Source organism: Bacillus sp. FJAT-27231, from assembly GCF_001183975.1.
Taxonomy (GTDB): domain Bacteria; phylum Bacillota; class Bacilli; order Bacillales; family Domibacillaceae; genus Pseudobacillus; species Pseudobacillus wudalianchiensis.
On sequence record NZ_LFZU01000001.1, the window covers coordinates 2,282,458 to 2,304,171 of the forward strand.

The 21,714-nt window shown below is 36.0% G+C and carries 27 protein-coding genes and 1 pseudogene; 8 read left to right on the plus strand and 20 right to left on the minus strand.

Translation table 11 applies throughout. The features are described 5' to 3' along the window. The first annotated feature begins 145 nt into the window (after positions 1-145). Positions 146-349 carry a cold-shock protein gene (locus tag AC623_RS10725; protein WP_049662422.1) on the plus strand — a complete coding sequence of 68 codons (204 nt, stop codon included), beginning with the start codon at positions 146-148 and terminating at the stop codon, positions 347-349. A 320-nt stretch (positions 350-669) separates the two neighbouring features. On the opposite strand, the gene AC623_RS10730 is transcribed toward AC623_RS10725, so the two are convergent. Next, the gene (locus AC623_RS10730) at positions 670-1,167 is read right to left on the minus strand and encodes an AAA family ATPase (RefSeq protein ID WP_049662423.1); all 498 of its coding nucleotides are present in this window, start codon (positions 1,165-1,167) and stop codon (positions 670-672) included. A gap of 253 nt (positions 1,168-1,420) precedes the next feature. Between AC623_RS10730 and AC623_RS10735 the strand changes: the two genes are divergently transcribed. Beyond that, entirely contained in the window at positions 1,421-1,933 is a 513-nt protein-coding gene (locus AC623_RS10735; protein WP_082174540.1) for an ImmA/IrrE family metallo-endopeptidase, read from the plus strand. 60 nt (positions 1,934-1,993) lie between these two features. Further along, positions 1,994-3,052: a site-specific integrase gene (locus tag AC623_RS10740; protein WP_049662425.1), complete on the plus strand. Its 1,059-nt coding sequence runs from the start codon at positions 1,994-1,996 to the stop codon at positions 3,050-3,052. A gap of 323 nt (positions 3,053-3,375) precedes the next feature. Here AC623_RS10740 and AC623_RS10745 read toward each other — a convergent pair whose 3' ends face one another. From AC623_RS10745 to AC623_RS10750, 3 genes are read right to left on the minus strand one after another with little or no spacing between them, the layout of a single operon-like run. Continuing rightward, positions 3,376-3,945, minus strand: coding sequence for a replication-relaxation family protein (locus AC623_RS10745; RefSeq protein ID WP_049662426.1), 570 nt, complete (start codon positions 3,943-3,945; stop codon positions 3,376-3,378). Then, positions 3,929-4,318, minus strand: coding sequence for a cell division protein FtsK (locus tag AC623_RS21475; protein ID WP_156187027.1), 390 nt, complete (start codon positions 4,316-4,318; stop codon positions 3,929-3,931). Before AC623_RS21475 ends, AC623_RS10745 begins: the two co-directional genes overlap by 17 nt. Continuing rightward, positions 4,243-4,740, minus strand: coding sequence for an FtsK/SpoIIIE domain-containing protein (locus AC623_RS10750; protein WP_156187028.1), 498 nt, complete (start codon positions 4,738-4,740; stop codon positions 4,243-4,245). Before AC623_RS10750 ends, AC623_RS21475 begins: the two co-directional genes overlap by 76 nt. A 287-nt stretch (positions 4,741-5,027) precedes the next feature. On the opposite strand from AC623_RS10750, the gene AC623_RS10755 reads away from it, so the two are divergent. Further along, complete coding sequence (locus tag AC623_RS10755) at positions 5,028-5,744, plus strand: stalk domain-containing protein (RefSeq protein WP_049662427.1); 717 nt, start codon at positions 5,028-5,030, stop codon at positions 5,742-5,744. A gap of 129 nt (positions 5,745-5,873) precedes the next feature. On the opposite strand, the gene AC623_RS10760 is transcribed toward AC623_RS10755, so the two are convergent. The 11 genes from AC623_RS10760 to AC623_RS10800 form a co-directional block, all read right to left on the minus strand. Continuing rightward, on the minus strand, positions 5,874-6,434 hold the full coding sequence (locus AC623_RS10760) for an N-acetylmuramoyl-L-alanine amidase (RefSeq protein ID WP_049662428.1): 561 nt from the start codon (positions 6,432-6,434) through the stop codon (positions 5,874-5,876). Beyond that, positions 6,412-6,585 carry a hypothetical protein gene (locus AC623_RS21940; RefSeq protein WP_231603472.1) on the minus strand — a complete coding sequence of 58 codons (174 nt, stop codon included), beginning with the start codon at positions 6,583-6,585 and terminating at the stop codon, positions 6,412-6,414. Before AC623_RS21940 ends, AC623_RS10760 begins: the two co-directional genes overlap by 23 nt. Continuing rightward, positions 6,582-6,896 (minus strand): phage holin family protein, encoded by a 315-nt coding sequence (locus tag AC623_RS21945; RefSeq protein WP_231603474.1) that lies wholly within the window; start codon positions 6,894-6,896, stop codon positions 6,582-6,584. The genes AC623_RS21940 and AC623_RS21945 overlap by 4 nt, the downstream gene beginning before the upstream one ends. A 77-nt stretch (positions 6,897-6,973) precedes the next feature. Continuing rightward, positions 6,974-7,603, minus strand: coding sequence for an SH3 domain-containing protein (locus AC623_RS10770; protein WP_049662429.1), 630 nt, complete (start codon positions 7,601-7,603; stop codon positions 6,974-6,976). A 60-nt stretch (positions 7,604-7,663) separates the two neighbouring features. Next, positions 7,664-8,059 carry a hypothetical protein gene (locus AC623_RS10775; protein WP_049662430.1) on the minus strand — a complete coding sequence of 132 codons (396 nt, stop codon included), beginning with the start codon at positions 8,057-8,059 and terminating at the stop codon, positions 7,664-7,666. 100 nt (positions 8,060-8,159) lie between these two features. Next, entirely contained in the window at positions 8,160-8,297 is a 138-nt protein-coding gene (locus AC623_RS21760) for a hypothetical protein (RefSeq protein ID WP_197090962.1), read from the minus strand. A gap of 616 nt (positions 8,298-8,913) precedes the next feature. After that, entirely contained in the window at positions 8,914-9,423 is a 510-nt protein-coding gene (locus tag AC623_RS10780; RefSeq protein ID WP_049666528.1) for a hypothetical protein, read from the minus strand. Between the two features lie 613 nt (positions 9,424-10,036). Then, a complete protein-coding gene (locus tag AC623_RS10785) occupies positions 10,037-10,219 on the minus strand; it encodes a YfhD family protein (protein WP_049662431.1) in 183 nt (60 codons plus the stop codon). 571 nt (positions 10,220-10,790) lie between these two features. Then, on the minus strand, positions 10,791-11,552 hold the full coding sequence (locus tag AC623_RS10790) for a nucleotidyltransferase domain-containing protein (RefSeq protein ID WP_049662432.1): 762 nt from the start codon (positions 11,550-11,552) through the stop codon (positions 10,791-10,793). 756 nt (positions 11,553-12,308) lie between these two features. Next, on the minus strand, positions 12,309-12,836 hold the full coding sequence (locus tag AC623_RS10795; RefSeq protein WP_049662433.1) for a hypothetical protein: 528 nt from the start codon (positions 12,834-12,836) through the stop codon (positions 12,309-12,311). A 180-nt stretch (positions 12,837-13,016) separates the two neighbouring features. Next, the gene (locus AC623_RS10800) at positions 13,017-13,901 is read right to left on the minus strand and encodes a LysR family transcriptional regulator (protein ID WP_049662434.1); all 885 of its coding nucleotides are present in this window, start codon (positions 13,899-13,901) and stop codon (positions 13,017-13,019) included. A gap of 138 nt (positions 13,902-14,039) precedes the next feature. On the opposite strand from AC623_RS10800, the gene AC623_RS10805 reads away from it, so the two are divergent. Further along, entirely contained in the window at positions 14,040-14,579 is a 540-nt protein-coding gene (locus AC623_RS10805; RefSeq protein ID WP_049662435.1) for a flavodoxin family protein, read from the plus strand. Between the two features lie 289 nt (positions 14,580-14,868). Here AC623_RS10805 and AC623_RS10810 read toward each other — a convergent pair whose 3' ends face one another. Next, complete coding sequence (locus tag AC623_RS10810; protein ID WP_049662436.1) at positions 14,869-15,699, minus strand: hypothetical protein; 831 nt, start codon at positions 15,697-15,699, stop codon at positions 14,869-14,871. A 187-nt stretch (positions 15,700-15,886) separates the two neighbouring features. Then, complete coding sequence (locus tag AC623_RS10815; RefSeq protein ID WP_049662437.1) at positions 15,887-16,243, minus strand: DUF3221 domain-containing protein; 357 nt, start codon at positions 16,241-16,243, stop codon at positions 15,887-15,889. Positions 16,244-16,657: 414 nt separating this feature from the next. On the opposite strand from AC623_RS10815, the gene AC623_RS10820 reads away from it, so the two are divergent. Beyond that, complete coding sequence (locus tag AC623_RS10820) at positions 16,658-16,981, plus strand: hypothetical protein (protein WP_049662438.1); 324 nt, start codon at positions 16,658-16,660, stop codon at positions 16,979-16,981. A 207-nt stretch (positions 16,982-17,188) separates the two neighbouring features. On the opposite strand, the gene AC623_RS10825 is transcribed toward AC623_RS10820, so the two are convergent. The 3 genes from AC623_RS10825 to AC623_RS21950 form a co-directional block, all read right to left on the minus strand. Then, positions 17,189-17,641: a DUF5071 domain-containing protein gene (locus AC623_RS10825; protein ID WP_049662439.1), complete on the minus strand. Its 453-nt coding sequence runs from the start codon at positions 17,639-17,641 to the stop codon at positions 17,189-17,191. Positions 17,642-17,773: 132 nt separating this feature from the next. Further along, on the minus strand, positions 17,774-18,109 hold the full coding sequence (locus AC623_RS10830; protein ID WP_049662440.1) for a hypothetical protein: 336 nt from the start codon (positions 18,107-18,109) through the stop codon (positions 17,774-17,776). A 146-nt stretch (positions 18,110-18,255) separates the two neighbouring features. After that, positions 18,256-18,726, minus strand: a complete 471-nt coding sequence (locus AC623_RS21950) for a hypothetical protein (RefSeq protein WP_231603475.1) — start codon at positions 18,724-18,726, stop codon at positions 18,256-18,258. 467 nt (positions 18,727-19,193) lie between these two features. On the opposite strand from AC623_RS21950, the pseudogene AC623_RS10840 reads away from it, so the two are divergent. Continuing rightward, positions 19,194-20,013: pseudogene (locus tag AC623_RS10840) on the plus strand (STAS domain-containing protein). Positions 20,014-20,527: 514 nt separating this feature from the next. After that, positions 20,528-21,706, plus strand: coding sequence for a tyrosine-type recombinase/integrase (locus AC623_RS10845; protein WP_049662441.1), 1,179 nt, complete (start codon positions 20,528-20,530; stop codon positions 21,704-21,706). The last annotated feature ends 8 nt before the right edge of the window (positions 21,707-21,714 follow it).

Genomic DNA, 21,714 nt, shown 5'->3' on the forward strand with positions numbered 1-21,714 from the left:
CAATTTTTTCCGTTTCCTGTTACGATAAAGAAGAATTATTTTTGTTCGGTGTAAAGGATAGTATGAATATCGACTTTTCGTCTTGATGATACTTTGGGCAAGGATAGTAATATAATGTGTGGTAACGCACTAGGAGGCAACAAAAATGGAACAAGGTACAGTTAAATGGTTTAATGCAGATAAAGGTTTTGGCTTTATCGAACGTGCAAATGGAGACGATGTATTCGTACACTTCTCTGCAATCCAAAGTGAAGGATTCAAATCTTTAGACGAAGGTCAAAAAGTAACGTTTGACGTTGAGCAAGGTCCTCGTGGCGCTCAAGCTGCTAACGTTCAAAAAGTTGCTTAATCTTAAATCGATTATACGAACAGGCTCTTTATATAGGGCCTGTTTTTTTATGTCCTCTGTATAATACTCAATAAAAAACCCTACTCAACGTTCGAGTAGGGAGATGGTACAAGGTAATAGAAAAAGATTTAAAGCTTCAAAGGTTGTTTACAGTATAACATACTGGATTGAAAATATGAGGAATATATAAAAGTTATTTATTTTTTTCGAATACAACTACATTTTACTTCTCACCTTTGATTTTTGACAAAATACAAAGTATACGAGAGGCATTGATGATGTGAATAGTCATGAGGTTAAGGCGAATATTGAACTCCTTGTTATTCTTTTCCGCTAAACTCTAAAATATTTAAACCCTCGGATGCCTCTGGAGCTTCAAAAAATTTAGTAACATGAATAAACACTGCTTCCGTGTCAAAAGCTGCTCTTTCTGGTTGTTCGTTACGCCTTTGTGCAATTTGACGTAAGCATTGCTCGTTATTTAGATTAAGGAAAATTAGTTGATGGCTTGCATTGACCTCTGACGCCATATCCAAAAACCACTTTCGCAGCTTTTGAGTGTTAGCTGGAAAATCCATCACTACATTTGTACCGACACTTAATATGTTTTGGACATGCTTTTTCACCAACGGCTTGAGCTGCGCTGAGAATTTTAGATAGTCTTCGAATGATGCAATCTGATTGGAATAAAGAGATGAAAGCCATTCATCCTCAGACAACAGTACCGCATGTTTATCTACCGCCAATTGTTTTGATTTAGTTGATTTTCCAGCTCCCATTTTTCCACAGAAAAAGTATAGCGTCCCCAATTGTTTCATATTTTTCAACCCCCCGCGCTTATTTTAGTTTAAACTTTTTACTTCGTTAGTTCCCATAGACATTCTCATCATCTTCTGTGTCTTTGTAAAAGCAGGAACTCTTCCTCAATGTCTTTTCATTCTATCACGAACGTGGTACTATTTTCTCATGGAGGAAATGTTTTACTTCCTCACTTTCCCCTTTCTACTGATTGGGGTTTTACTATGGCCCAAGAAAGAACGTACGTTCTGGATAATTGTTGAGGTGAAGTCAATGGCCTATTCTACAAGATTGGAGGATTATATTTTTTCTTTATATCAATCTATTCACATCTACGAACCTGAACACTTAAATATGGAACTGATTGCAAGTCGACTAGGTGTAGATGTGGAATACATAAACGGTGCCAGTAAAACTATTCACATGTCTGAAAATCCTCTCATCCTTATCAATCGGCACCTAACCCCAGAAGCCCAATGGCAAGATTTCGGCCAAGAACTAGGGCATTTATTACGACATTGCGGCAATCAAATGTGCCTCCCTCTTCCCTTTATCGAATTACAAGAGTGGCAGGCTAATAACTTTGCCCTACACTTTTGTATTCCTACATTTATGATGGAACAATTAGATTTCCCTTGGCGGAAACAAGAAGTAATTTACTTACTAGCACGAACTTTTACTGTTGAATTTTCTTTTGCCGCTCGTCGACTAGAAAGATGGCTGCAACAAAGAGAAAGTCTGTATTTTTGGCAGGCTGTGACCGAAGCTCAAGAACACTATTTGTAGCCGCATGCTAATGGAATGATACATAAGCAAACGGAATGATAGTAATAAAGCAGTGAGAACATGGCAAGTATTGAACGACGCGGAAAGAACTCTTTTCGTCTCCTTGTAGAACTCGGTTATGACGGAAATGGAAGACGAATAAGAAAGAAAAAACTAGGGATCAAAACACTAACCGAGCGATTAAACCTTTTAAGGAACCATATTATCCCCTATTTCCAGGATAAGAAAATAGATCAAATTAATCCTATGCAGATCGTTACTTTCTATGATGCTTTATCAAGAGAAGGTGCTCGAAAAGATGGCAAACCAGGAGGTCTCTCCCCTAATACTATGTATGAGATAGACAAGACGTTAAGAAACATCTTTTCGACTGCTAAAGAATGGCGAGTCATTAAGGACAATCCGATGAAGGAAATTGAACGGCCACCAACCCAGAAAACAGAAATGAGTTTCCTTGATCAGGATCAAGCTTCCCAACTAATTATATGGTTATATGAAAATCTCTCTCCTACTTGGCGAATGATTTTCCTGACCGCTTTAATCGGTGGACTTAGACGCGGCGAAGTGGTCCCTCTGGAACTCACTGATATTATTTGGGAACAGAACGCCCTATCCATTAATAAAAGCGTCATTTCTGTAAATGGAAGAGCAACACTCAAAGAAACGAAGACGGGACGATCCGATGAATTGACTATGCCACAATGGTATATGGACGAACTTAGAGCTTATGTAGAGAATTGGGAAAAGGAACGCGAACTAATTGATGATCAATGGAAAGGTGGAAACAACCAGTACCTATTCCATAATGGGGTTGGCGAAAGATTTCATCCACAGACGATTACTCAAAAATGGTGGAAGATCAGAAAAAAACACAATTTTAATATCCGTCTTCACGACCTGCGCCATACAATGGTTACTCTCCTCATCGAGGAAGGAGAAAACATGAGAGCTATCCAAGAAAGGGCACGCCACTCTTCGTCGAGAGTTACCAATGACATCTATGGTCACATTACAAAAAGAGCTTCTATGGCGACGGCGGAAAAGTTTGATAAGTTCAATCCTGACAATCTCGTCAACAAGTCGCACCTCATAAAAAATTTACATCTTCAAAAACATTGATATATCAACGTTTATAAGCATAACAAAAACGGGGCAAAGGTGATTTTATTCACCCCGCCCCGAAGGATTACCTATTCAAGTTATGTCTTATTATCTCTCTAGAAATACGATTGTGTCAAGGTTTAATGTGTTTCTATTCTGATTATTTTAGGTGGTTTCAGAGGGCTGGTGACGAGTTTGGTCACCAATTGGTCACCAACTTTTCTTTGAACCAAATCAGTTCCTTGATTATGCAGCTCTCTATTGAGATCACTCACTTATTATCTTATCTCAAGATGTCTTATGAAGAAACACTTTATCTAAATTAGCATGAAAAAGACGGCTTAGACCATCTTTAAATCGTTTTTGCTCATCGTTTCTATTTTCACTCCGTATTCCCTAGCGAGTTGCTGCAGACGCTCCTTTCGACTCTCTGTTAGTGTATAAAAGATAATTGTCGGTGGATAAGCAAATTGCTCTTTGAATACCGGAATCAATTCGGCATAGCGGACGAGCTTCTTTTTGTTTTCTACCATTGATTGTGTACGATCTACTTCCAGTAAGCAGAATTTATCTCCGTGAGAAAAATGGGCATCTGGATGAACGACTTTTTCTACTCCATGTAATTGGAACACCAATTCAACTTCCGTTTCAAAATCATCCGGACAATTAAAGTGAATGAACACATCATTCCTCATTAGATAGTGTTCCACTTCACTTGTATATTTCCTCTCCAGCTCGCATCCGATCATCTGTCTTCCTTCTTTATTTAAATAGTACACATTGGCGCAATCTCTTTCTGGATGGCGGCGAGTATGAAGCCACTGTGACATGCTTTGCAGGACTTTCAAGGCGTTTCTCTTTTGGCCTAATGGATGAATCTCCTGCAGCTGCTCTCTAGTTGCGAACCCCAACTTTCCTAAACTGCATAAGATCCTTTCTTGGCTCTCCCTTTTCCTCACTAGAAGTGTGGACATGCACGCTCTCCCCTTTGCTTTCCTTTTTATTCTCGATGACGGTTAACTCGGGCTGAAGTTCTTTTCCAGCAGGCGGCACAGCAACAACATTCGGCATGATATAACTTTGCAGCCGCTCCATCATTTCTTTATTATCAATTAAAGGTGCCTGCACTTCTATGACTTCATGTGTTTTATATAGGGCTCTCCCTTTGAAGTCTGACGGCAGTTCTTCTGCTCCTGTTACATCAATCGCTACTTTACTGGCAATGCTTGTAGAAAGCCTAAAAGACAGCTTTGCATCAGCATTCTGCTTGATTTGCCGTGGCACAGTATCGGCTGTTGGATACTGCGTGCAATAGAGAAGCCGATAACCCAAAGCACCCGCAACCGAGCAATTTCACATAACTTCGCCTGACAGAATGACAGCAGAGCTTTTATTTCCTTATCCATCCACTTTTCCGGTGCCAATTGTGCCGCTTCATCTACAATAATGAATTTCCGCTTTTTAATTGGCGTATCAACAACATTGGACCAGTTATTTGCTCGGAACATATCGTATTCGTTTTGAATTTGTTTTAGCATCTTATCTGGCAATAAGGCTGCATCTTCTGGATTGGCAACGACTTTTTTCACCTGCTTCAATCTCTCGTAAGGACCAAACTCTAGCCCTCTTTTTAAATCCAGGATGTAAAACTCAATGTCGTTTGGATTATTTTCAATTAATCGTGTCATGGCGTGTTTAAGACACATACTGCTTAAAAACTGGAAGAAACACTGGAAATAAAAAACTCTTTTTTAGAAGGAACTTTGTTTATCTTTTTATTAATCATAAAACCAGCCTCTATTCATTAAGATGGTAGTTGTATATGTATTCAAACTTTACTAACTCTTAATATTCTCTGCAACATATCTTAGATAATCTTTTGTGGGTAAAACTTTCAATTCGTGAAATTTTTTCTAGAAAGCGTAAAGTTTTTGATGGTATAGTTATTATGAACCAGACTTGCAGAACTACATCTAAGGGAGAGGATAAGGAAATGAAGAAGAAAATGCTTGGAAAAATTGCAGTAGGTACGTTAGCATTTAGTTTGTTCGGATCAGGCGTCTACGCCGGAACTGTTGTCAAGTCTTACAAAACTCCACGCGGAGATATGGCAACCGTAGAAAAAGAGGAAGTACATAAAAATCGTATTGCATTAGAAGTTGACGGTAAAAAGGTGAAAAAGAGCACTTTGTATTTAAATGGGACAACCTATGTGCCATTGAGGGATACAGCCGAACTGTTAGGTGCGAAAGTTGATTATGACTCTAAAACCATGGCTGCCAAAATTAAAAGCAGTTCACCCCATAATGAACAAAAAATCATCAAAAAAAGCGAATTGCCCTACACTATTACTTCTATAAATCAGGATTATAGTTTTTATATGGTAGTTACAATTGAATCAATTGAAGAAGTAAACGATAAAACAGTTGCTCGAATCAAAGTTACCAATAAATCTCCAAAAAATTATTCTTTTTACTTTGATGAGTCACATTGGACCTTATATGCAGATAATAAAAGTTTAGGCGGTACAGACTTTGATGATTATTTAAAAACAATTTCGTACGTTTCTTCTGGGGGAATGCCCGCTAATAAAACAATGGAAGGAAATATAACTTTCCCGAAAGTTCCTGCTGGCACAAAATCAGTTATGATTAGATTTAACCCAGGGTATGTTCAAGCTGTAGACTTACATTTTAACTTAAACTCTTAAACTATAAAAAGCCCCTCTCTCGTGAGAAGGGCTTATTAATTAGCAGCAATAAGTTCTTTTCCTTTATCTAATACTTTTAAAGTTCGTAGCCTTCCTTCTTACCAGGTTATGTCCCCGCCTTCTTTCAACCTATTGAGTAGGTTTAGAAGAAATAACTCCCAGGAATTTCGCGATCCCATCTGCGATTGCCTGGCAAAAATTATTAAAGAATCCGATGTCTTTTAATTTCTTTACATCGGCTGCTGAATCCACAAATAAGCATTCTAATAGAATCGTCGGCGCTTTTGTACCCTTTAATACGCGGACATCAGGACGAATTTTAATTCCTCTATCTTTTACTCCATGTTTAACAAGAACTTCGGCAATCTCCGCATGAATAATATTTCCAGCTTTATTTGGTAAATATACGAGTGTTTTGTAACCTGTACCTCCACCAGCGTTTAAATGAATGCTGACAAACAAACCGGCGTTTTCTCTATCTGAAATATCAAATCGGGCATTCAAATCCTTACTTTTATGTGGATCAATCGCTTTGTCTGTTGTACGTGTATAAATTACCTTGATATCAGTTGGTAATCGTTTGGCTATCTCCTTACCAATTTTCATTGTCCATTCATATTCTTTTACATATTTAACTGCTCCTAGATCTGGAAGGCCATGTCCAAAATCAAGCACCAAGATTTTCTCCATCATCTTTTCCTCCCAATCGTTTCTGTCCTTTTCGCCCCTCAGCTCGACTTACTTTTGCTTCTAACTCCGACTTTACCCACTCTGTTATTTTGTTTAGAGCCCATTCTCCCCATCCAGCAAGAATACTATTAGCTATCATGGATTGAATCACGTAGTATAAGATCCCGAATGATAATAGACCAAATAAAATACCTGGCAATTCCAATGCTGCATCAGCAAGTGACCTCCACCGGGTAATAGAAGAATAAAAAAAGTACGGAAGAGCCCATCAATTCCGTACTTGCTTGCATATGACGTGTCTTTTTTAGATGCCCACGTTCCGCTAATCCAATCCATCATAATAAAAAATACAACAGCACTCATTATCGCGTGAACGATTTCTCCTTCACCATATAAACTTTCAAAAATCGGTGTAAACAAAGCTCCAGTAAATGCTGCACATATTCGTTGTAATGATTCCATCACTTCATCCCTCATATAAAATAAAAAGACGGACCTAGTAAAATCTGAAAATTCTAACTATTTTCATCATCAGCTTATTATCTAATATACCCCATTTTTTCATCAGGAGAATTGTTCGATTCATCTCCGCTATAACCAACTGTACAAGAGCCACTAACATTGGTATATAATTTATTTTTATTTACATATTCAAATTCAATATTACAGCCTCCCTTACTATAATATCCTTTACCATTTGTTAATTTCGCTACCCCTTTCAAGTTCCTCATTTTGTAAAGCCGTGAACCATTTACTTCTATTCTTTCATATTCACTGATAATAAAATCAAAAGACCTTGCAGTTTGCTTACTTATAATTAGATCAGATCCAATACCTGTGCCAGAAGAAGCATGACTATATTTACCATTCCATGTTTTATTATCAGATTCAAAAGCCAAATATGTACTTGATACATATCCCTTTTTCTTCTTATAAGTGATCATTGACCATCCGCTTTTAAGTTTGTTATGAACAGTAACTTTTATTCCTTTTTTTAAAGAACCTAACTTCTTAGAACTTGTCGATGGTTTTTCTCTCACGTTTAAGGTAGTTGCATTTATAGTCGCGGTAGAATTTGCCGCATTTACTGCATTAAATGCAAAAGGCAGCAAAACACTTAAAGCTACAATAAATGCTACTACAAATTTTAATAGTTTTTTAGTTTTCAATCCTTTCTCTCCCTTAATTAATATTTACTACCTTATTATAAAAATACACTCAAATTTTAATTATTTTAGAGGTGCTAAATAAATTCCTTCTCCTACAAACAAAGCCCGTATAACGGAGTGCCGCGCATTATAATATTCTTCCTCTAAACTACGATCACGATTGTCCAGACTATTTATTGTGCCAATCCTATCCACCATCACACCCAGATTATTAACTATAGATTTCTCTCTATCACTATATGAGTAGGGATCTTTTTCCATAGCTAGCGTTGTATCATGAATCCATTCCAAAGCATCTTTATCCATTTCATCCACTGGTACTCTATTTTCAAAATCATGCTCTAATGCATCGTAAGCTTTCATTGCCTTATTATCAAACGACTGTTCTACGAAACTAGACAAAGAGTAGATACCCACTGCTAATAAAGCCCCTATCCAAATTCCTTTTTTATTCACATTAATCCCCCCTATTTTATTTACGTTAATCCCCCCTAGTTGAATTTACCATGATTTTGAAATGGGGGAATATCAAAATTCTTCTTTAAGCACCCTATATCTATGCCGTAATTAAATCCTCATGATCCTCAGAAATTAAATAAGCGTCGATTCCTTCTTTAAGGTCCGGATGCTTTGAAATGACGTAATCGTATATGTATGCTTCATCAATAATTCGTTGTCCTACGTATTCTGCCATTATGTAGTACCTCCAAAGATTAAATCATCGAGTGCTTGTTTTATACGGGACTGATGTTCTCTTATCTTTTCATTGTCTTTCAGAAGTAAATCCATTTTTTTTCAACAGTTAAAGGTCTGTCAATATACTCGTAAAACAAAGTCTTAGTATCAGTATCAACCTTCAGTATACTCAACTTCCCTTCTACTTCAACAGGCATAGGCAGTTAAGCACTCATTGGTTATCGTATAAGAAACATAAGAACCAAAGTCCAGCTGAATAATCGGTAAATACTAGGTCTTTGAATAAACATAAGCTCTTTCTTCAGCGGATAGAGCTTTTTTCTTTTTCTTCAATTATATCTGACAAGGCACTGAGCCCCTCTCTTTATTGACATATTTAGTTTTACTGGGCAGTTTCACCCTATGTGTGAGAATCTTGTTCCTGTTGATTATAAAGAAGTCTGTACCTTTTTTTTAGAGTTTTAGAAAGAACAAGTGCCTCTTTCATTAGAGCATTTTAATTATTTTTTAAACGAAGTAGGCATCATCTCCAAGCAATCCCCTACTCACAATCCCTTTCCTTTACATAAAAAATACACCTATTGAATAGGTACTGTGTTGCCTAGTATGATAGATTAAGAAGATATGATGTCTTCCGTTTTTGGAGGAGTTGCTTTTCTTGCGAGCTTTCCCCCATTGTAAAATTTACCATATTTTCTCATTATATCTGCAGCCTCTGTCGCCGAGGGTATTTTCCCTTTTGCTAAATAAGTGAGGTAATACGTTTTCGTATTTCTCCGGTGAATTACCCAGCCAAAAAACTTCATTGCAAACCCATGAGAACTTTTATTACGGAATTTTGGCATTAACTTACCATCCCAAATCGTCATGGTTTGCCCATTCCCCTTACCTCTTTGAAGTTCTCCATGCAATTCTGCATAGATAAGCCCAGGCGATTTTTTCATTTGACTCATAACCATCAATGTTAAGACGTAATTAACAAAAAGCTGGATAAAATTCAATTTTTCTCCCCTAGTAAGAGATATAAAAGCGGTTTCCGGAAGTTTGTCCGGCTTCTCCCCCAATACTAATACTCCTCCCTTGCCGCCCTCGCCTTTTACTGTGGCCCACTTTTTTTTCTTCATAGTTCCACCCCCACTGATATAACCTCGTATCATTATTATTCCTTTCATGTATGACAAATTCCTCCTATAGGTGTGGAGTAAGGAAATTTTCGTTTGTGTTCCATAATGTTGACCTTAGTATCATTGCAACGTTTATACACAGTGAAAAGTTTTACGAAACCTATGTTCTAGAAGAACAAATAATTTAGGCAATAAAAAAGACTTCTCTAAAAGTCTGATTTATTGCCTTCTTTATGTCGTGTTATTGTCCCACTACCGCATAAAAAAAAGCCAGCAACTTCCGCTGACTTTCTCTCTCTTTATTTAACTATAGCACCCATTCGTTGAAAATGACTAACTAAGAATCCCTTATAGCCTTTCCTGTACCCAAACAAGCGCTACAATCTTGGACATAAACTGATTCAAAACCTGAAGAAAAAAATCCTCTTCCTGAGCAGTCGGGACACATTCCCCTTTGGAATTTTTTCTCTCTTCGTTTTTCTTTTAGATTCCCAAAGAACAATAGCGAAACCATGTGACCGCCTCCAAACTTTACCTGTAGTATCAGCTAGTTACATCTTTTAATAATATGGAAGTTGCTTTAACTAAACTGCAACCTTTAGCGGAAGGAATATTACTGGTTATTATTTTTTCTTGCTTTTGCTCTTCGATCTGCCGCTTTTGAACGTTCTTGAGCAACTAGATCATCCTTATCAGCAAGCTCCTGTGAGAATTCAACATCTCGACCATCTGATTGAAAAGCCCCAGCTGTATTCGTAATTTGATCATTATCCTCATGATTTATGTTTTGTAACATTTTAAAAACCTCCGATTGAAATATAGTACATATATAAAGTGTGTAGTTTTAATTAACTTTATTCATTTTTACTTAGGTTCATTCGAAGCGCTTGTTTCTCTGAAGTATTTACTTTTCTCTCTTTTAATGAACCAGCTACTAACATGCCTCGTTCATTTAGTAAGAAATTTTTGATTACTGAACAGTTTCGTCCTGCTTTGACATAAAAAACTCTTACAAATAATAGGTTGTAAGAGTTTTTTCGTTACTTTTTGTAAATGTCAATTGCATCCTTTATCAATAAATCATGATTGAAAGTCAAGTTGATATCCGATGGAGTGGCCTTCCTTTTTGTTTTGATGAAGCAGCTATCTTTATCATGCTTACCTTCTATCGAGAAGCCCATGGTCCACATTTCATGGAACTTTTTCACTTGTTTCATGGACCAAAGGAGGGTCACTTCTTCCAGTGCTATATAGAAGTGTTAGTTCTTGAGGAATTTCCTTTCAATGTGGCCGACCGCTCGTTTCTCGTCTATGACCTCTTCGATCACGTCGATTCTCCCTTCGGTATTTTCTTCGCATACTGTTTACTACAGAAGCAAGCCTTTTCGGTTAATTTCTATCAACAGGCGATTTATTTTCTTATAGTCAGGCGTCTCCGGAAGTGGTGATTTTTCTAGAGAAGTTTTTAGCTGGTTGTCATACACTTTGATCATTTCGATTGCCTCTTCAAAAGAATATTTTCCATTCCGACAGTCAAGCAGTAACTGCCTATTAGGACGGAATGCATTGTAATCACCGGTTTCAAGAATTTCAATTGCACTCGTAAGAAGTCTGATGCTGTGCATAAACAATTTGGTATCATAAACAGAATGCTTAACTGAATCCTGTTTTTCAGTGTCACTTATTTTTTTATTCTTCAATTGCTGAATTTGGGCATATGCATACCCGCCAAACTTCTTCTGAATATTTTTTGATAAGAATAAGTGTCGGTTATCAATCAATTGCTGTCCTAAGTCCGTGATCTTTAAGTAGTCTTTTTGTCTTGCAAACAGAATTTCAATGTTGTTAGGCACCCCTGACATGGCATCTTTAACAAATTTATTTATATGGGTAATGGTCACATCTACATCATCTTTCGTATTCTTAAAGTTCTTGCCACCAGTCGTATTGTATTCATTAAAAGATTCTAAGCCTAAATAGTACTCGACAGGAGGGATACAAATACCTTTATAATCTCTATCTGATGACTCAGTGTTTGTGCCGTAAGCATAACTGCCAGTAGTTGTTAGGATGATTGTTCTTTCTTCAAGCCATTCAATATCAGATTTTTCGAAGTTCATTTTGCTCATTTTCGTCCCTCCTTTTTTACTGTTTATTTTCTCCGTTCCATCCTCTTTTCTTACTGCATAGGTTATAGAAAGAGGGGCTGAGACAAGCCCTTATTTAAAGCGGAAGGCCCATCATCCAGTTGTCTCTAGTTTCTTCGAATAAAATAAACTGTTAAGAAATATAAAACTGGCAAGTACCTAGCAGATATAGAAAACGGCGAGTATATGCTGACCAATATGTTTAAAGCTGAAGTTATCGATACTTACTACCACCACCGTGGGTAATACCATACACCGACCGCCCTCTTCGTTTTTAATTTTTAGCAAAGCACAAAGTATATGTATCGAGGCGTTGATAATGTGAATAGTCATGAGGTTAAGGCGAATGAGGAACTGATGGATCAGTCTTTGGCGAAGATGTATTGATTTGTTTACCTGGCATTCATGGATGTTCATCCTATTGAGAATAGACCTTTATTTTAAATGATAAAGTTGCTAACATAATAGTAATCAAAGCTTTTTGGTTAGAAATTATAAGTTCTCTTTTCAATAATGTAATTCCCGCTATAGGCATTAAAAAAGGTGACTTCTTTAAGCTAAAGATTTAAAACACAGAGCAGGAGAGCCGTGTTATGTGATTTCTTTTACCGAGGACATAGATGACAAGGAGTTGCCTTTTCTTACTTCATAGTTTTAATATTCGACTTCGTGATTTGCGCCATACGATTAATATCTCGCTTTTCAAATATTCAATAAAAAAATAAACTACCCTTTTACTCATTTTGTAGGTTTCTCTGCTAGAACCTTAAAATTAGACGTAGAGGTGGATTCTTCAAATGAAAAAATAATTTTATAATCTATGACTTCATTCGTATCTATATTGCGAATGGATAGCGTTACTGCACCATCACCAACATAGGTTAACTGGCTGTTGTCAGTAATTTCATAAGTTTTCACACCATCTACTTCATTTACCGCAAAGCATATTTCATGGCTCATATCATCGTAAATAAAAGCCAGATTGCTACTGTTATTATTCTTTTTATCGTAAAAAGAGATAACGGCCTTTAGCATTGGTATTTTATCATCTTTCACTAGGACATAATCAGAGATTTCATAGTCGCTAAAGTCTTTATTTGACTTAAACGTTGTCATTGCATCCTCTTTCGTATATTTCTTTTCTAAAGATGTTTGTTGATTTAATGAAGAATCTGGATGCGTGATAATACTTTTTTCTTCATCTGAACATCCAAATAATAATACATTTCCTAATACCAAGGTCGTTATAATTATATATTTTTTCAAAAGCCCCCTCCTCTTTAATGTTTGGCTAATTGAATTGAAATGTTCGTTAGTTTGACGATACAAAATTTAACATTTCACTTATACTATACAACTGTTTTTTGTAGACACCCCTAAAAACATCTGCCATTTTTAGGGAATGAACTTGTTTTCACTCTCCTAACATGAAGTGAAAAAATTATATTATACAGACAGAAACATCTTACGAGTTAAGCCAATAAATTCATCTAAAGGTGGTGTCATCCATTTATCCTTGTGCCAAGCAATTTGAGTATAAAGCGAAGATGAGGAAGACTTCCATGGCAGCTCCTTCATTCGCCCCTCTTCGATATCTTTTTTTACTACCATCTCAGGCAGTAGTGCCACGCCCAATCCTGCAATTACACATTGTTTGATAGCCTCTATACTAGCAAATTCTATTTTATCTAATGGGTATATTCCAAGAGAATGTAGGGATTCCTCGAACATGTTTCGATAAGAACATCCAGCCTCTGTAAGCAAAAGAGTTTCATTCTTCAGATCATCTATTGAAAACGCTGATGTAGATTGGTTTGATGTGACAACTAGTTTTAACTCCTCTTGGATAAGCTGCTCTACTCTTAACGATCCTTCCGGTTTCCTTTTATCCATAATAAAAGCAACATCTAATAACCCCTCCATAAGCTGCTTTCTCGCCATTTCATCAGAATGTGCAGGTTTAAATACTAGCTTTACTTTTGGAAATGCAGCCTTGAACTCTTTAAGAATGGGTGGTAATCGATAGGTACACTGACTCTCCTGAGCCCCTATTGTTAGAGTACCAGTTAGTTCCTCTTCTCCGTTTGCAGCCGTAATGGCTTCTTCGCTTAAACTAATCATTTTTTCAGCATATCTTTTAAATTGATGTCCGGCTTCTGTTAAGATCAGCCGCTTTCCTAAACGCTCAAATAATGGTTTGCCAATCTCGTCTTCAAGACTCTTAATTTGAGCCGTAACGCTTGATTGTGCAAAATTTAATAATTTCGCAGTTTGTGTAAAGTTTAGATTTTCTGCGGCATGTTTAAAAGTAATCAATTGTTTAATTTCCATTTTATCAGCCTCTTTGAAATCGTTTTTTTCGATTTATTCAATCGAAATAATCGTCTTTATCGATTTATCAACTTATTATAAGATATACATATTCGAAGGACAATAGTAGAAATCTTCAAAGAAAAGGAGTTAATCAAAATGACCATTGCAGTTATTTACGGTGGAAGCCGCCCAAACGGGAATGCAGAATCATTAACAAAGTTAGCGACTCAAGGCTTAGATGTAGAAGAAATATATCTGAAAGATTATTTAATTGAACCTATAAGAGATAAGCGACATGCAGAGGAGGGTTTTTCCGAAGTCAAAGATGATTACAACTTCATCATCGATCTCATTCTTCCTCATGATATCCTTATCTTTTCTACCCCAATTTATTGGTATAGCATGACAGGAACATTAAAAAACTTTATTGATCGTTGGTCCCAGACTTTGAGAGACAAACAATATCCCGACTTTAAAAAACAAATGTCTCAAAAAAGAGCATATGTCATTGCAGTGGGTGGAGATAATCCATACATTAAAGGTTTACCAATGATTCAGCAGTTTCAACATATCTTTGACTTTATAGGGACAACATTTGAAGGATATATTATTGGAGAAGGAAACAGACCAGGTGATATTGATCAAGACTTGAAAGCTTTGTCTGCAGCGGAACAACTAAGAGGAAAATTACAATAAAGAAAAATTATTGCATGCTTATTATTTCAAATGAACGAAGAACTAAACAAAGAGCAAATTGATAAGTTAAAAACGCTGCATAATGGCAGCGTTTTTTCAAATCACTCTTATGATTTTTATTATAAAGATTGATAAATTTAATAGACCCTATTATTACTTAATGCGATTAGTTTTAAATAAATGTTTTATCTTGTTACACTAAACTACTCCGTTATTAAACTCTTGCTACTCTTTAGTTGAAGAAGCAAATTATCATAAATAAAACCGTCAATTACAAGACGACTGCAGTTTAAATATCTTTGGATAATCGGTTGGCTTCATCGATAAATTCCATATTGATCATTGCATCAATCACTATTTTGTACAGTTCTTGGTTGTTTTGCAAGACATCATTAAGCTGAATGTTCCTAAATAATGCAAGTCGTGAGGCAACTGGTGCGGAATAAAGGTATTCCTGCAACAACTCCAAATCAGGACCTGTGTCTTTTTGAATCGGGAATGGTATATGCTTTTCATGTTGAAGAAGTGGAGTGGTAACGCCCAGTCCCTCTTGTGTTTGGATACTTATATTTCTTTGCCGCTCCAATTGGACGTTTTGAACGTAACGATACGGATTGTCAACAGTAGGTATCTGGAGATTCTCCATTAAAAGCGTTGTGACTCTCTCCCGAACTAACTTTTCATTTTCAGATGGTTGATATGGGGAGTTAGCCCTCTCTGCAGCCCATTGATCTCTAGCGGCTAAATAACTCTCTTCACTATTAAACTGATTATAGAACAGTTCACCGTCAGTCAAATTAACTCTTAAAAATTCACATAGATTCTTTGCCACTATACGTGTTGGACGTTCAAAATCCATTGGACAAATGCAAACAATAGGTGCTATTTCAAGATCAGTTACAGAACTATAATCAGTAAGGAATCCATAATGAACACCGTCTACACCCATATTTCCAAATACGACCACATCACTTGGTGTGTTAAAATATCTGAAGTTCTCAAGAGAAAGGTAAAAATTAAGCCCAAGGTAAAATTGTTCAAGGTCACCAAGAGCATTTTGTAAGTCAATTAATCTTTGGAGTGTAGGTGGTACATCGTATTTACCAAAATTACTATCCATTGAGTTAGCTCCTTATATGTTTTTCAAAATTTTAATATATGAACTTCAACAAAAACCATCCCATATTGCACTAAACTCCCCTATAGCTGAAGAAAAAATGCCAAAAACAGGATTTTCAATCAGTATAACTGTATCCACGCCCACTTTCTTCCTGAATAATTAAGTTTATTTTTACATTCCAACATATCTATTCAATTACTTTGATCCAATATGCATCAGCTCGTCCAGGTGACGTAAGAAACACTTTTCCATTGAAATAAACTTTAACCTTTTGACCGAGTTTTAGCTGGTGATCTGGAACATACCAGGGCAATTGAAATATTGTACCTTCATTTTCAAGAGTAGCAAAAAGCTTTTCCTTTGGCATTTGGTCACTAGAAAGATCGTCAGCAATTAAGACGGTTGTTCCTCCGTTGCTTTTAAAAACATTAGCGATATATCCTGATTCAGCAGGGGCGAAATGGAATAAACTGATGCCTCCAATTAGTATGAAAAGAAACATCAATAGAACAAATAGAAATACTTTTTTTCTGTTTTTCTTCAATTCATCCCGCCTTTAATAACAAATATATTGGAGAAAGTTTTTCTTCTAATTATATCTTTTTTAGAGGGTATTGTACCGCAAAATCAATAACTGATACCCTTTAAGAATTTCGATAACACAGATATTACTAAATATCCATTATATTTTATTGATTTCTCAATAATAGGGTTAGCTGTATGTATTTATTTTAAGCTTTTCCCCCAAAACTCTTCCACTTTGTCGCATATCTTTCTAGTAGTAGACCCTATGAATTTATGACATTCTCACTTGTAACGATCAACCATTTGTATTCCTTTATATGGTAAAATCGCTATAAAAATATATAAAGGTGATTTAAAATGAAAAAATAACTATTTAGTTTTTTGTTGGTTATGAGTGTAGTTTTTATGTTTAGAGCATATAATTCGAACAAAGATGAAGATTTATTATTTCAAGGAGAGGGAGAAAGCTGGAGAACTGAAGTTTATACAGGACAAACAACAGAGTCTACGAAAAAAAGAATTGCTCCATCTATCTATCTATCTAAAGTTTAAAGGCAGCAATCCAAAAGTGTTAGAACATCTAAGATACAATATAGAGACGAAACAGGGCGGTTTGAGCGGAAGTGAATATACTCTGAACAAGCAAGGAGAGGTTACTCCAGATGCTGAACAAATAAATAAAGTAGTAACGTCAAAAACAAAAGAATTAACAATAACTGTTGACTGGTTGGAAAAAGGAAAAGAAAAACTGAAATAATAATTTTAGAGAAAAAAATAAACCCCACTATAAAGCTTTATTCATTTCCTGTATCGAGCATTATATTGACTATTTAAAGTGTGTTATACATCAAAGCCTGTACCATATTCAATTCATAGTACAGGCTTTTGGGGGTCTCTGTTTAGGGTTATTCAAGTTAGGGAGCTTTCTTTATTTACATAACAATCGATACAGGAAGTTACTTATTCAGTTTCCATTTAAGATATCTCTTAATTCTTTTATAAAACTATCTTCAAACATTTTTGTTATTTGTAATTCATCTAGAAACTTTAATATACCTAAGGCCCAGTCCTCATCGTTTTCTTCTTTTACTCGCAGCATCGCCTTCTCTATATGTGGTTTGAGTACAATCGGATCAATCTCTTTTAATAATTCCGTTATGGTACTAACCCCAGACCAATTATCATCTTGGAACCAATCCATAAGGTATGGTAATGCTTCTTGATTCTTCGGATAACCTATTTGTTTTAATACTACGGAGGCATTCTGCCAACATTCCTTACTACATACATCTGAATGTTTTGCTATTAGAATGACATCTTTTCCACTTAAATTTGAAAGCTTTTCTATAGCCATATTCTGGACTTCTTGTGAATGATTCCAGCTTAAATCCCGTATCAGTTCCTCAATACTTTTCATAAGGTACATTTTTCTCCTAACCTAATAATGAACTATTATCACTTCCGATATCGGTACTAAAAAAGGATCTCGGCTGGAAGATCCTTTTTGCTGCTCGTTCAATTAAAGCGCCCGATTGTGAAATAAACTATTCTACTTATTCTTTATACGAAGTTCAGCTACTTCTTCTAATAAATGAATAAACTTTTCCTGTTCCCTCTTACTCCTTTTAAGTCGGTTTACGCGAATAGAACTTTCCAAATATCCCCTTACTTTTAAGCTTACAAAAAAAGAGCGATGATGTTGTTCATTTTCATACAATTCTTTAAACCATGAGAACTGTTTTAATTTTTCTATATTCTTTTCGATTTTCTCTGTTTTTAAGCCTGTACGTCCACCACTAACAAGATTAATACAGGATATTAGGCTAAGTAAAATTGCGAATAAAAGGATAATAACAGAACCCAACGCTCTCCAAAATTTTTTCATAAACATCTCCCTAGAATATTATGATCAGTGTAGCATTGCTTTAATTATTGTTGTATTTAATAATGCTAAACCTTCAAGATTTTAATCACTTTTTTACAGAGTACGTGATAACATTCCTCCACAATATCGGAATTAAGGTAATCCATTTAACTGTTTTTTTCCTCCCAGGCTCTCATTAAATCTTTATGAAATTTTTTTGGCTTTTCAATATAGAACCAATCGATTGAATGTGCAGTAGTTGGCATCCATTTTCTACGACGGCTTCTAATCTTTTCGTGATGGGTGTAATGCGGATAGATCACAGTGGATTTCAATCCTTTTACATTAGAATATTGGATACTTTCAATCTCATCCCAATAGACCTTATTTCCTTGTAGGTCAATGACAACCCCTTCACTATCCCAATAAAATCCCTTACCTTGTCTTCTTTTTCTTAAGAGGTATATAGAATATCCGAGGAATACTAATGAAACAAACAGTCCTATAATAACGAAAAATATATTTGAAAGAATGTCTTTAAGTCCCATAAAGAAAAAACAGAAAAGCATGATTCCACCAGTTAACATGAAAGCCAATATTGGAAAATAAGAAAGTTTATATACCTTCAATTGTTCCAAATATAACAACACCTTTTAGACCAGATTTGATGTTATTTTATCAGTTTTTCTTCTCTAACTAAACTAGTCGTCAGTTGATGCGATCCCCAAAATATAGAATGAATAATCTATACATCAATAGTTCACATAACATCACAAATAGGAAGCCAGCGCACAAACAAATCCTTTTCAGGAACAGAGTTTTCCTTCTTCGCCTGGCTTTTTCTCTACACAGGATTTTATACATTGTTGATTTTACAGGGCTCCTGGCCATTCAATCAGCCTGTTTACTGCATAAAACAAATGAATATAGTTAATTCCCTTTCTTAAGTTAAAGAGTAAAAGACGGATAAATACTAAAAATACTCCCTATAATTGCGCCAACTACTAAAATCTAAAGTTTCAATCTTTCTTAAAGAATATGGTTTAAGAAATAAAAGAATGTGGTAGAGGGTTTCGTGGAGTTATACATAAAGGGGGAGTATAAAGTGAAAGAAGTGTCTCAACATTCATTTAAACTAAAAGATTTCTTTGAAAAAAACAGCAAGGAATTTGAAGAGAAGCTATTATCTGAGGCTGTCAATGTAAAAGATAAAATCGATGAAATTCTAGCAATCGGGAACATTGACCTTATAAAAAATGCCCATAAGCTAGTGGTTTATATTATTGAAGGAAAAGAAAAAGAACTTCAATTATTTGCGAAACAAGAAGGGATAGCGTGGGCTACTCACTCTCTCACTCTATCCTTTAAATTAGAGTGGGTGCAAGCCATCCGCAGGACTCTGTGGAATTTTATAGAACAGTATAACGAATTAGCGGATAAACAGGCGGCTTTGAACTTTTTCCGCTTGGAAAAGGAAGTTAATAACCGAGTTGATACATTTTTAAATACTTTTTTTATTAATTATTCTACAGGATTCCCTGATCAACGCTCAGAGAGAGTTGGTAGAAAATCTATCGGTTCCCATCATTCCAATCAATGCTTCAGTCTGTATTTTGCCTTTGATCGGTTCGGTTGATATCTTTCGAACTTCAGTCCTTGAGGAAAAGGTTCTAACTGAGATTGGGATATCCCGCATCCAAGTCTTAATCATGGATTTATCGGGAATTGCAGATATGGAACCTCAGGTCATTGACCATTTAATGAAAGTTATCAATGGGGCTGCCTTGATGGGATGTAAAACAGTCATTACCGGCTTAAGAGCAGAAGTCGTGAGAAAAATGATCCATCAAGGACTCTCCTTTGATCATGCCACTAAAACATGGGGCACGCTGCAACAAGCATTAAAAGAATACTTAGTCAGCTAAATAGAGTATCCATATAAGTTGTCAAATGGATAGCGCCGCTAAAGCCCCGCTTAAAAGGGGGCTTTTTTGATTTAACTTGCTTCTATAGTTGAAAAAAAGTCTTGAAAAAGACAGGGTTCGTGCAATCACACTTACTTATAATTGATCAATCCTTCCTCTTTGTTTTTTCTTTGCTGACATTACTCAGTAAAAATCTCTCTACATAAAAAAACACCCAATTGCTTTAAATTAAGATAATAATCCATAGGATAGTTAGTCCATTATAGGGGCTAATTATCCTTTTTTATTTACGTATTCTATTAAAAAATAATGGTTGATAAGATAGTTTAAATTGTATAATATGTAATTATAGATAAGAATATTAGTTTGGTTGTTAGGGGACAAAGCCTCGGTGCGAGGATAGCACTCCGCAGAACCGTTAGGTTCGAGGACCTTAAGAAAACAACAATAACGGTAGTCGCTATGGGTAGAACTACTATTAAAAATAATCATTAACGGGAGAGTGTTCTTACTTATGAGAGTGGAAGAGATATCTATTGACAATAGAAAGGCCTACCTTCTCCTGGATACAAATGGGTTGCCTGTTAAGCCTGTTGCAAAGTACATGAAACACCTCCACAACAGAGAGAGCAGCAGCAATACATTAAAGACGTACTGTACAGCTTTGAAGCATTATTTTACATATCTAGAGCAAATAGAGACTGATTATCAGCAAGTAAGCTTTGAGGTGTTATCCAACTTCGTTGCTTGGCTTAGAAATCCATATGAGAGTAATAAAGTTGTACCTCATAAAACCACAAAAGCTAAACGAAGCGAAAAAACAGTAAACAATTACCTTACGGTAGTTACCTCCTTTTATGATTACCTGTACAGAAATGATTTAGTTGAATCGGACGTTGTTGAAAAACTCATGAAAAAAATGTTTGTAAGTGCTGGTGGAAGTGGATACAAGGGCTTCTTACATCATGTAAATGAAGGAAAACCAACATCTAAAAATATCCTTAAATTAGATGAACCGAGAGAAAGAGTAAAAGTATTTACAAAAGAACAAGTTGAATTAATTTATCATTCTACTACAAACATTCGGGATAAATTTTTGGTGCGGCTGCTCTTTGAAAGTGGATTGCGTATTGGAGAAGTCCTCTCTCTTTTTCTCGAAGACTTTCAATTTGATGCCAAACAAAGGAAACACAAAATCCAACTGACAGACAGAGGCGAACTGCCAAACGGGGGCAAATTGAAGACTGGCGAGAGAAGATTAGACATCTCTCAAGGACTCATGGATTTGTATGATGATTATTTATACGAAGTGCTTGATGACTATAATCCAGACCATAACTTTGTATTTGTGAAGATTTGGGGAAAGAATGCTGGGCAGCCCCTTACCTATTCGGATGTCTATGCGACCTTCAAAGAGGTTGAGAAGAAAACAGGCATACATATTACTCCGCATATGTTCCGCCACACTCACGGTACGATTTATTACCTTCAAACGAAAAACATTAAGATGGTGCAAGAGCGTCTAGGTCATGCGCAAATCCAGACAACAATGAACCTGTATATCCACCCTTCCGAAGATGAAATCCGCAAGGATTGGGAGAAGGCTTCTCATGCCTTTGAGATTGGGCGAAGCAAAGGGAACAAGGAGGAAGGCTTTCAATCAGGTGTTCCTGATGGAGCAGTTCCTTTTTAACTAGATTG

What these genes read in the sequence shown, in the direction of transcription:
- AC623_RS10820 (WP_049662438.1), top strand. Translation starts at nt 16,658, where the DNA reads ATGAAGATTTATTATTTCAAGGAGAGGGAGAAAGCTGGAGAACTGAAG.
- AC623_RS10845 (WP_049662441.1), top strand. Translation starts at nt 20,528, where the DNA reads ATGAGAGTGGAAGAGATATCTATTGACAATAGAAAGGCCTACCTTCTC.
- AC623_RS10825 (WP_049662439.1), bottom strand. Translation starts at nt 17,641, where the DNA reads ATGAAAAGTATTGAGGAACTGATACGGGATTTAAGCTGGAATCATTCA.
- AC623_RS10800 (WP_049662434.1), bottom strand. Translation starts at nt 13,901, where the DNA reads ATGGAAATTAAACAATTGATTACTTTTAAACATGCCGCAGAAAATCTA.
- AC623_RS21760 (WP_197090962.1), bottom strand. Translation starts at nt 8,297, where the DNA reads ATGGCAGAATACGTAGGACAACGAATTATTGATGAAGCATACATATAC.
- AC623_RS21945 (WP_231603474.1), bottom strand. Translation starts at nt 6,896, where the DNA reads ATGGAATCATTACAACGAATATGTGCAGCATTTACTGGAGCTTTGTTT.
- AC623_RS10830 (WP_049662440.1), bottom strand. Translation starts at nt 18,109, where the DNA reads ATGAAAAAATTTTGGAGAGCGTTGGGTTCTGTTATTATCCTTTTATTC.
- AC623_RS10730 (WP_049662423.1), bottom strand. Translation starts at nt 1,167, where the DNA reads ATGAAACAATTGGGGACGCTATACTTTTTCTGTGGAAAAATGGGAGCT.
- AC623_RS10755 (WP_049662427.1), top strand. Translation starts at nt 5,028, where the DNA reads ATGAAGAAGAAAATGCTTGGAAAAATTGCAGTAGGTACGTTAGCATTT.
- AC623_RS10760 (WP_049662428.1), bottom strand. Translation starts at nt 6,434, where the DNA reads ATGGAGAAAATCTTGGTGCTTGATTTTGGACATGGCCTTCCAGATCTA.
- AC623_RS10740 (WP_049662425.1), top strand. Translation starts at nt 1,994, where the DNA reads ATGGCAAGTATTGAACGACGCGGAAAGAACTCTTTTCGTCTCCTTGTA.
- AC623_RS10805 (WP_049662435.1), top strand. Translation starts at nt 14,040, where the DNA reads ATGACCATTGCAGTTATTTACGGTGGAAGCCGCCCAAACGGGAATGCA.
- AC623_RS10735 (WP_082174540.1), top strand. Translation starts at nt 1,421, where the DNA reads ATGGCCTATTCTACAAGATTGGAGGATTATATTTTTTCTTTATATCAA.
- AC623_RS10725 (WP_049662422.1), top strand. Translation starts at nt 146, where the DNA reads ATGGAACAAGGTACAGTTAAATGGTTTAATGCAGATAAAGGTTTTGGC.
- AC623_RS10750 (WP_156187028.1), bottom strand. Translation starts at nt 4,740, where the DNA reads ATGTGTCTTAAACACGCCATGACACGATTAATTGAAAATAATCCAAAC.
- AC623_RS10785 (WP_049662431.1), bottom strand. Translation starts at nt 10,219, where the DNA reads ATGTTACAAAACATAAATCATGAGGATAATGATCAAATTACGAATACA.
- AC623_RS10780 (WP_049666528.1), bottom strand. Translation starts at nt 9,423, where the DNA reads ATGAAGAAAAAAAAGTGGGCCACAGTAAAAGGCGAGGGCGGCAAGGGA.
- AC623_RS10790 (WP_049662432.1), bottom strand. Translation starts at nt 11,552, where the DNA reads ATGAGCAAAATGAACTTCGAAAAATCTGATATTGAATGGCTTGAAGAA.
- AC623_RS10810 (WP_049662436.1), bottom strand. Translation starts at nt 15,699, where the DNA reads ATGGATAGTAATTTTGGTAAATACGATGTACCACCTACACTCCAAAGA.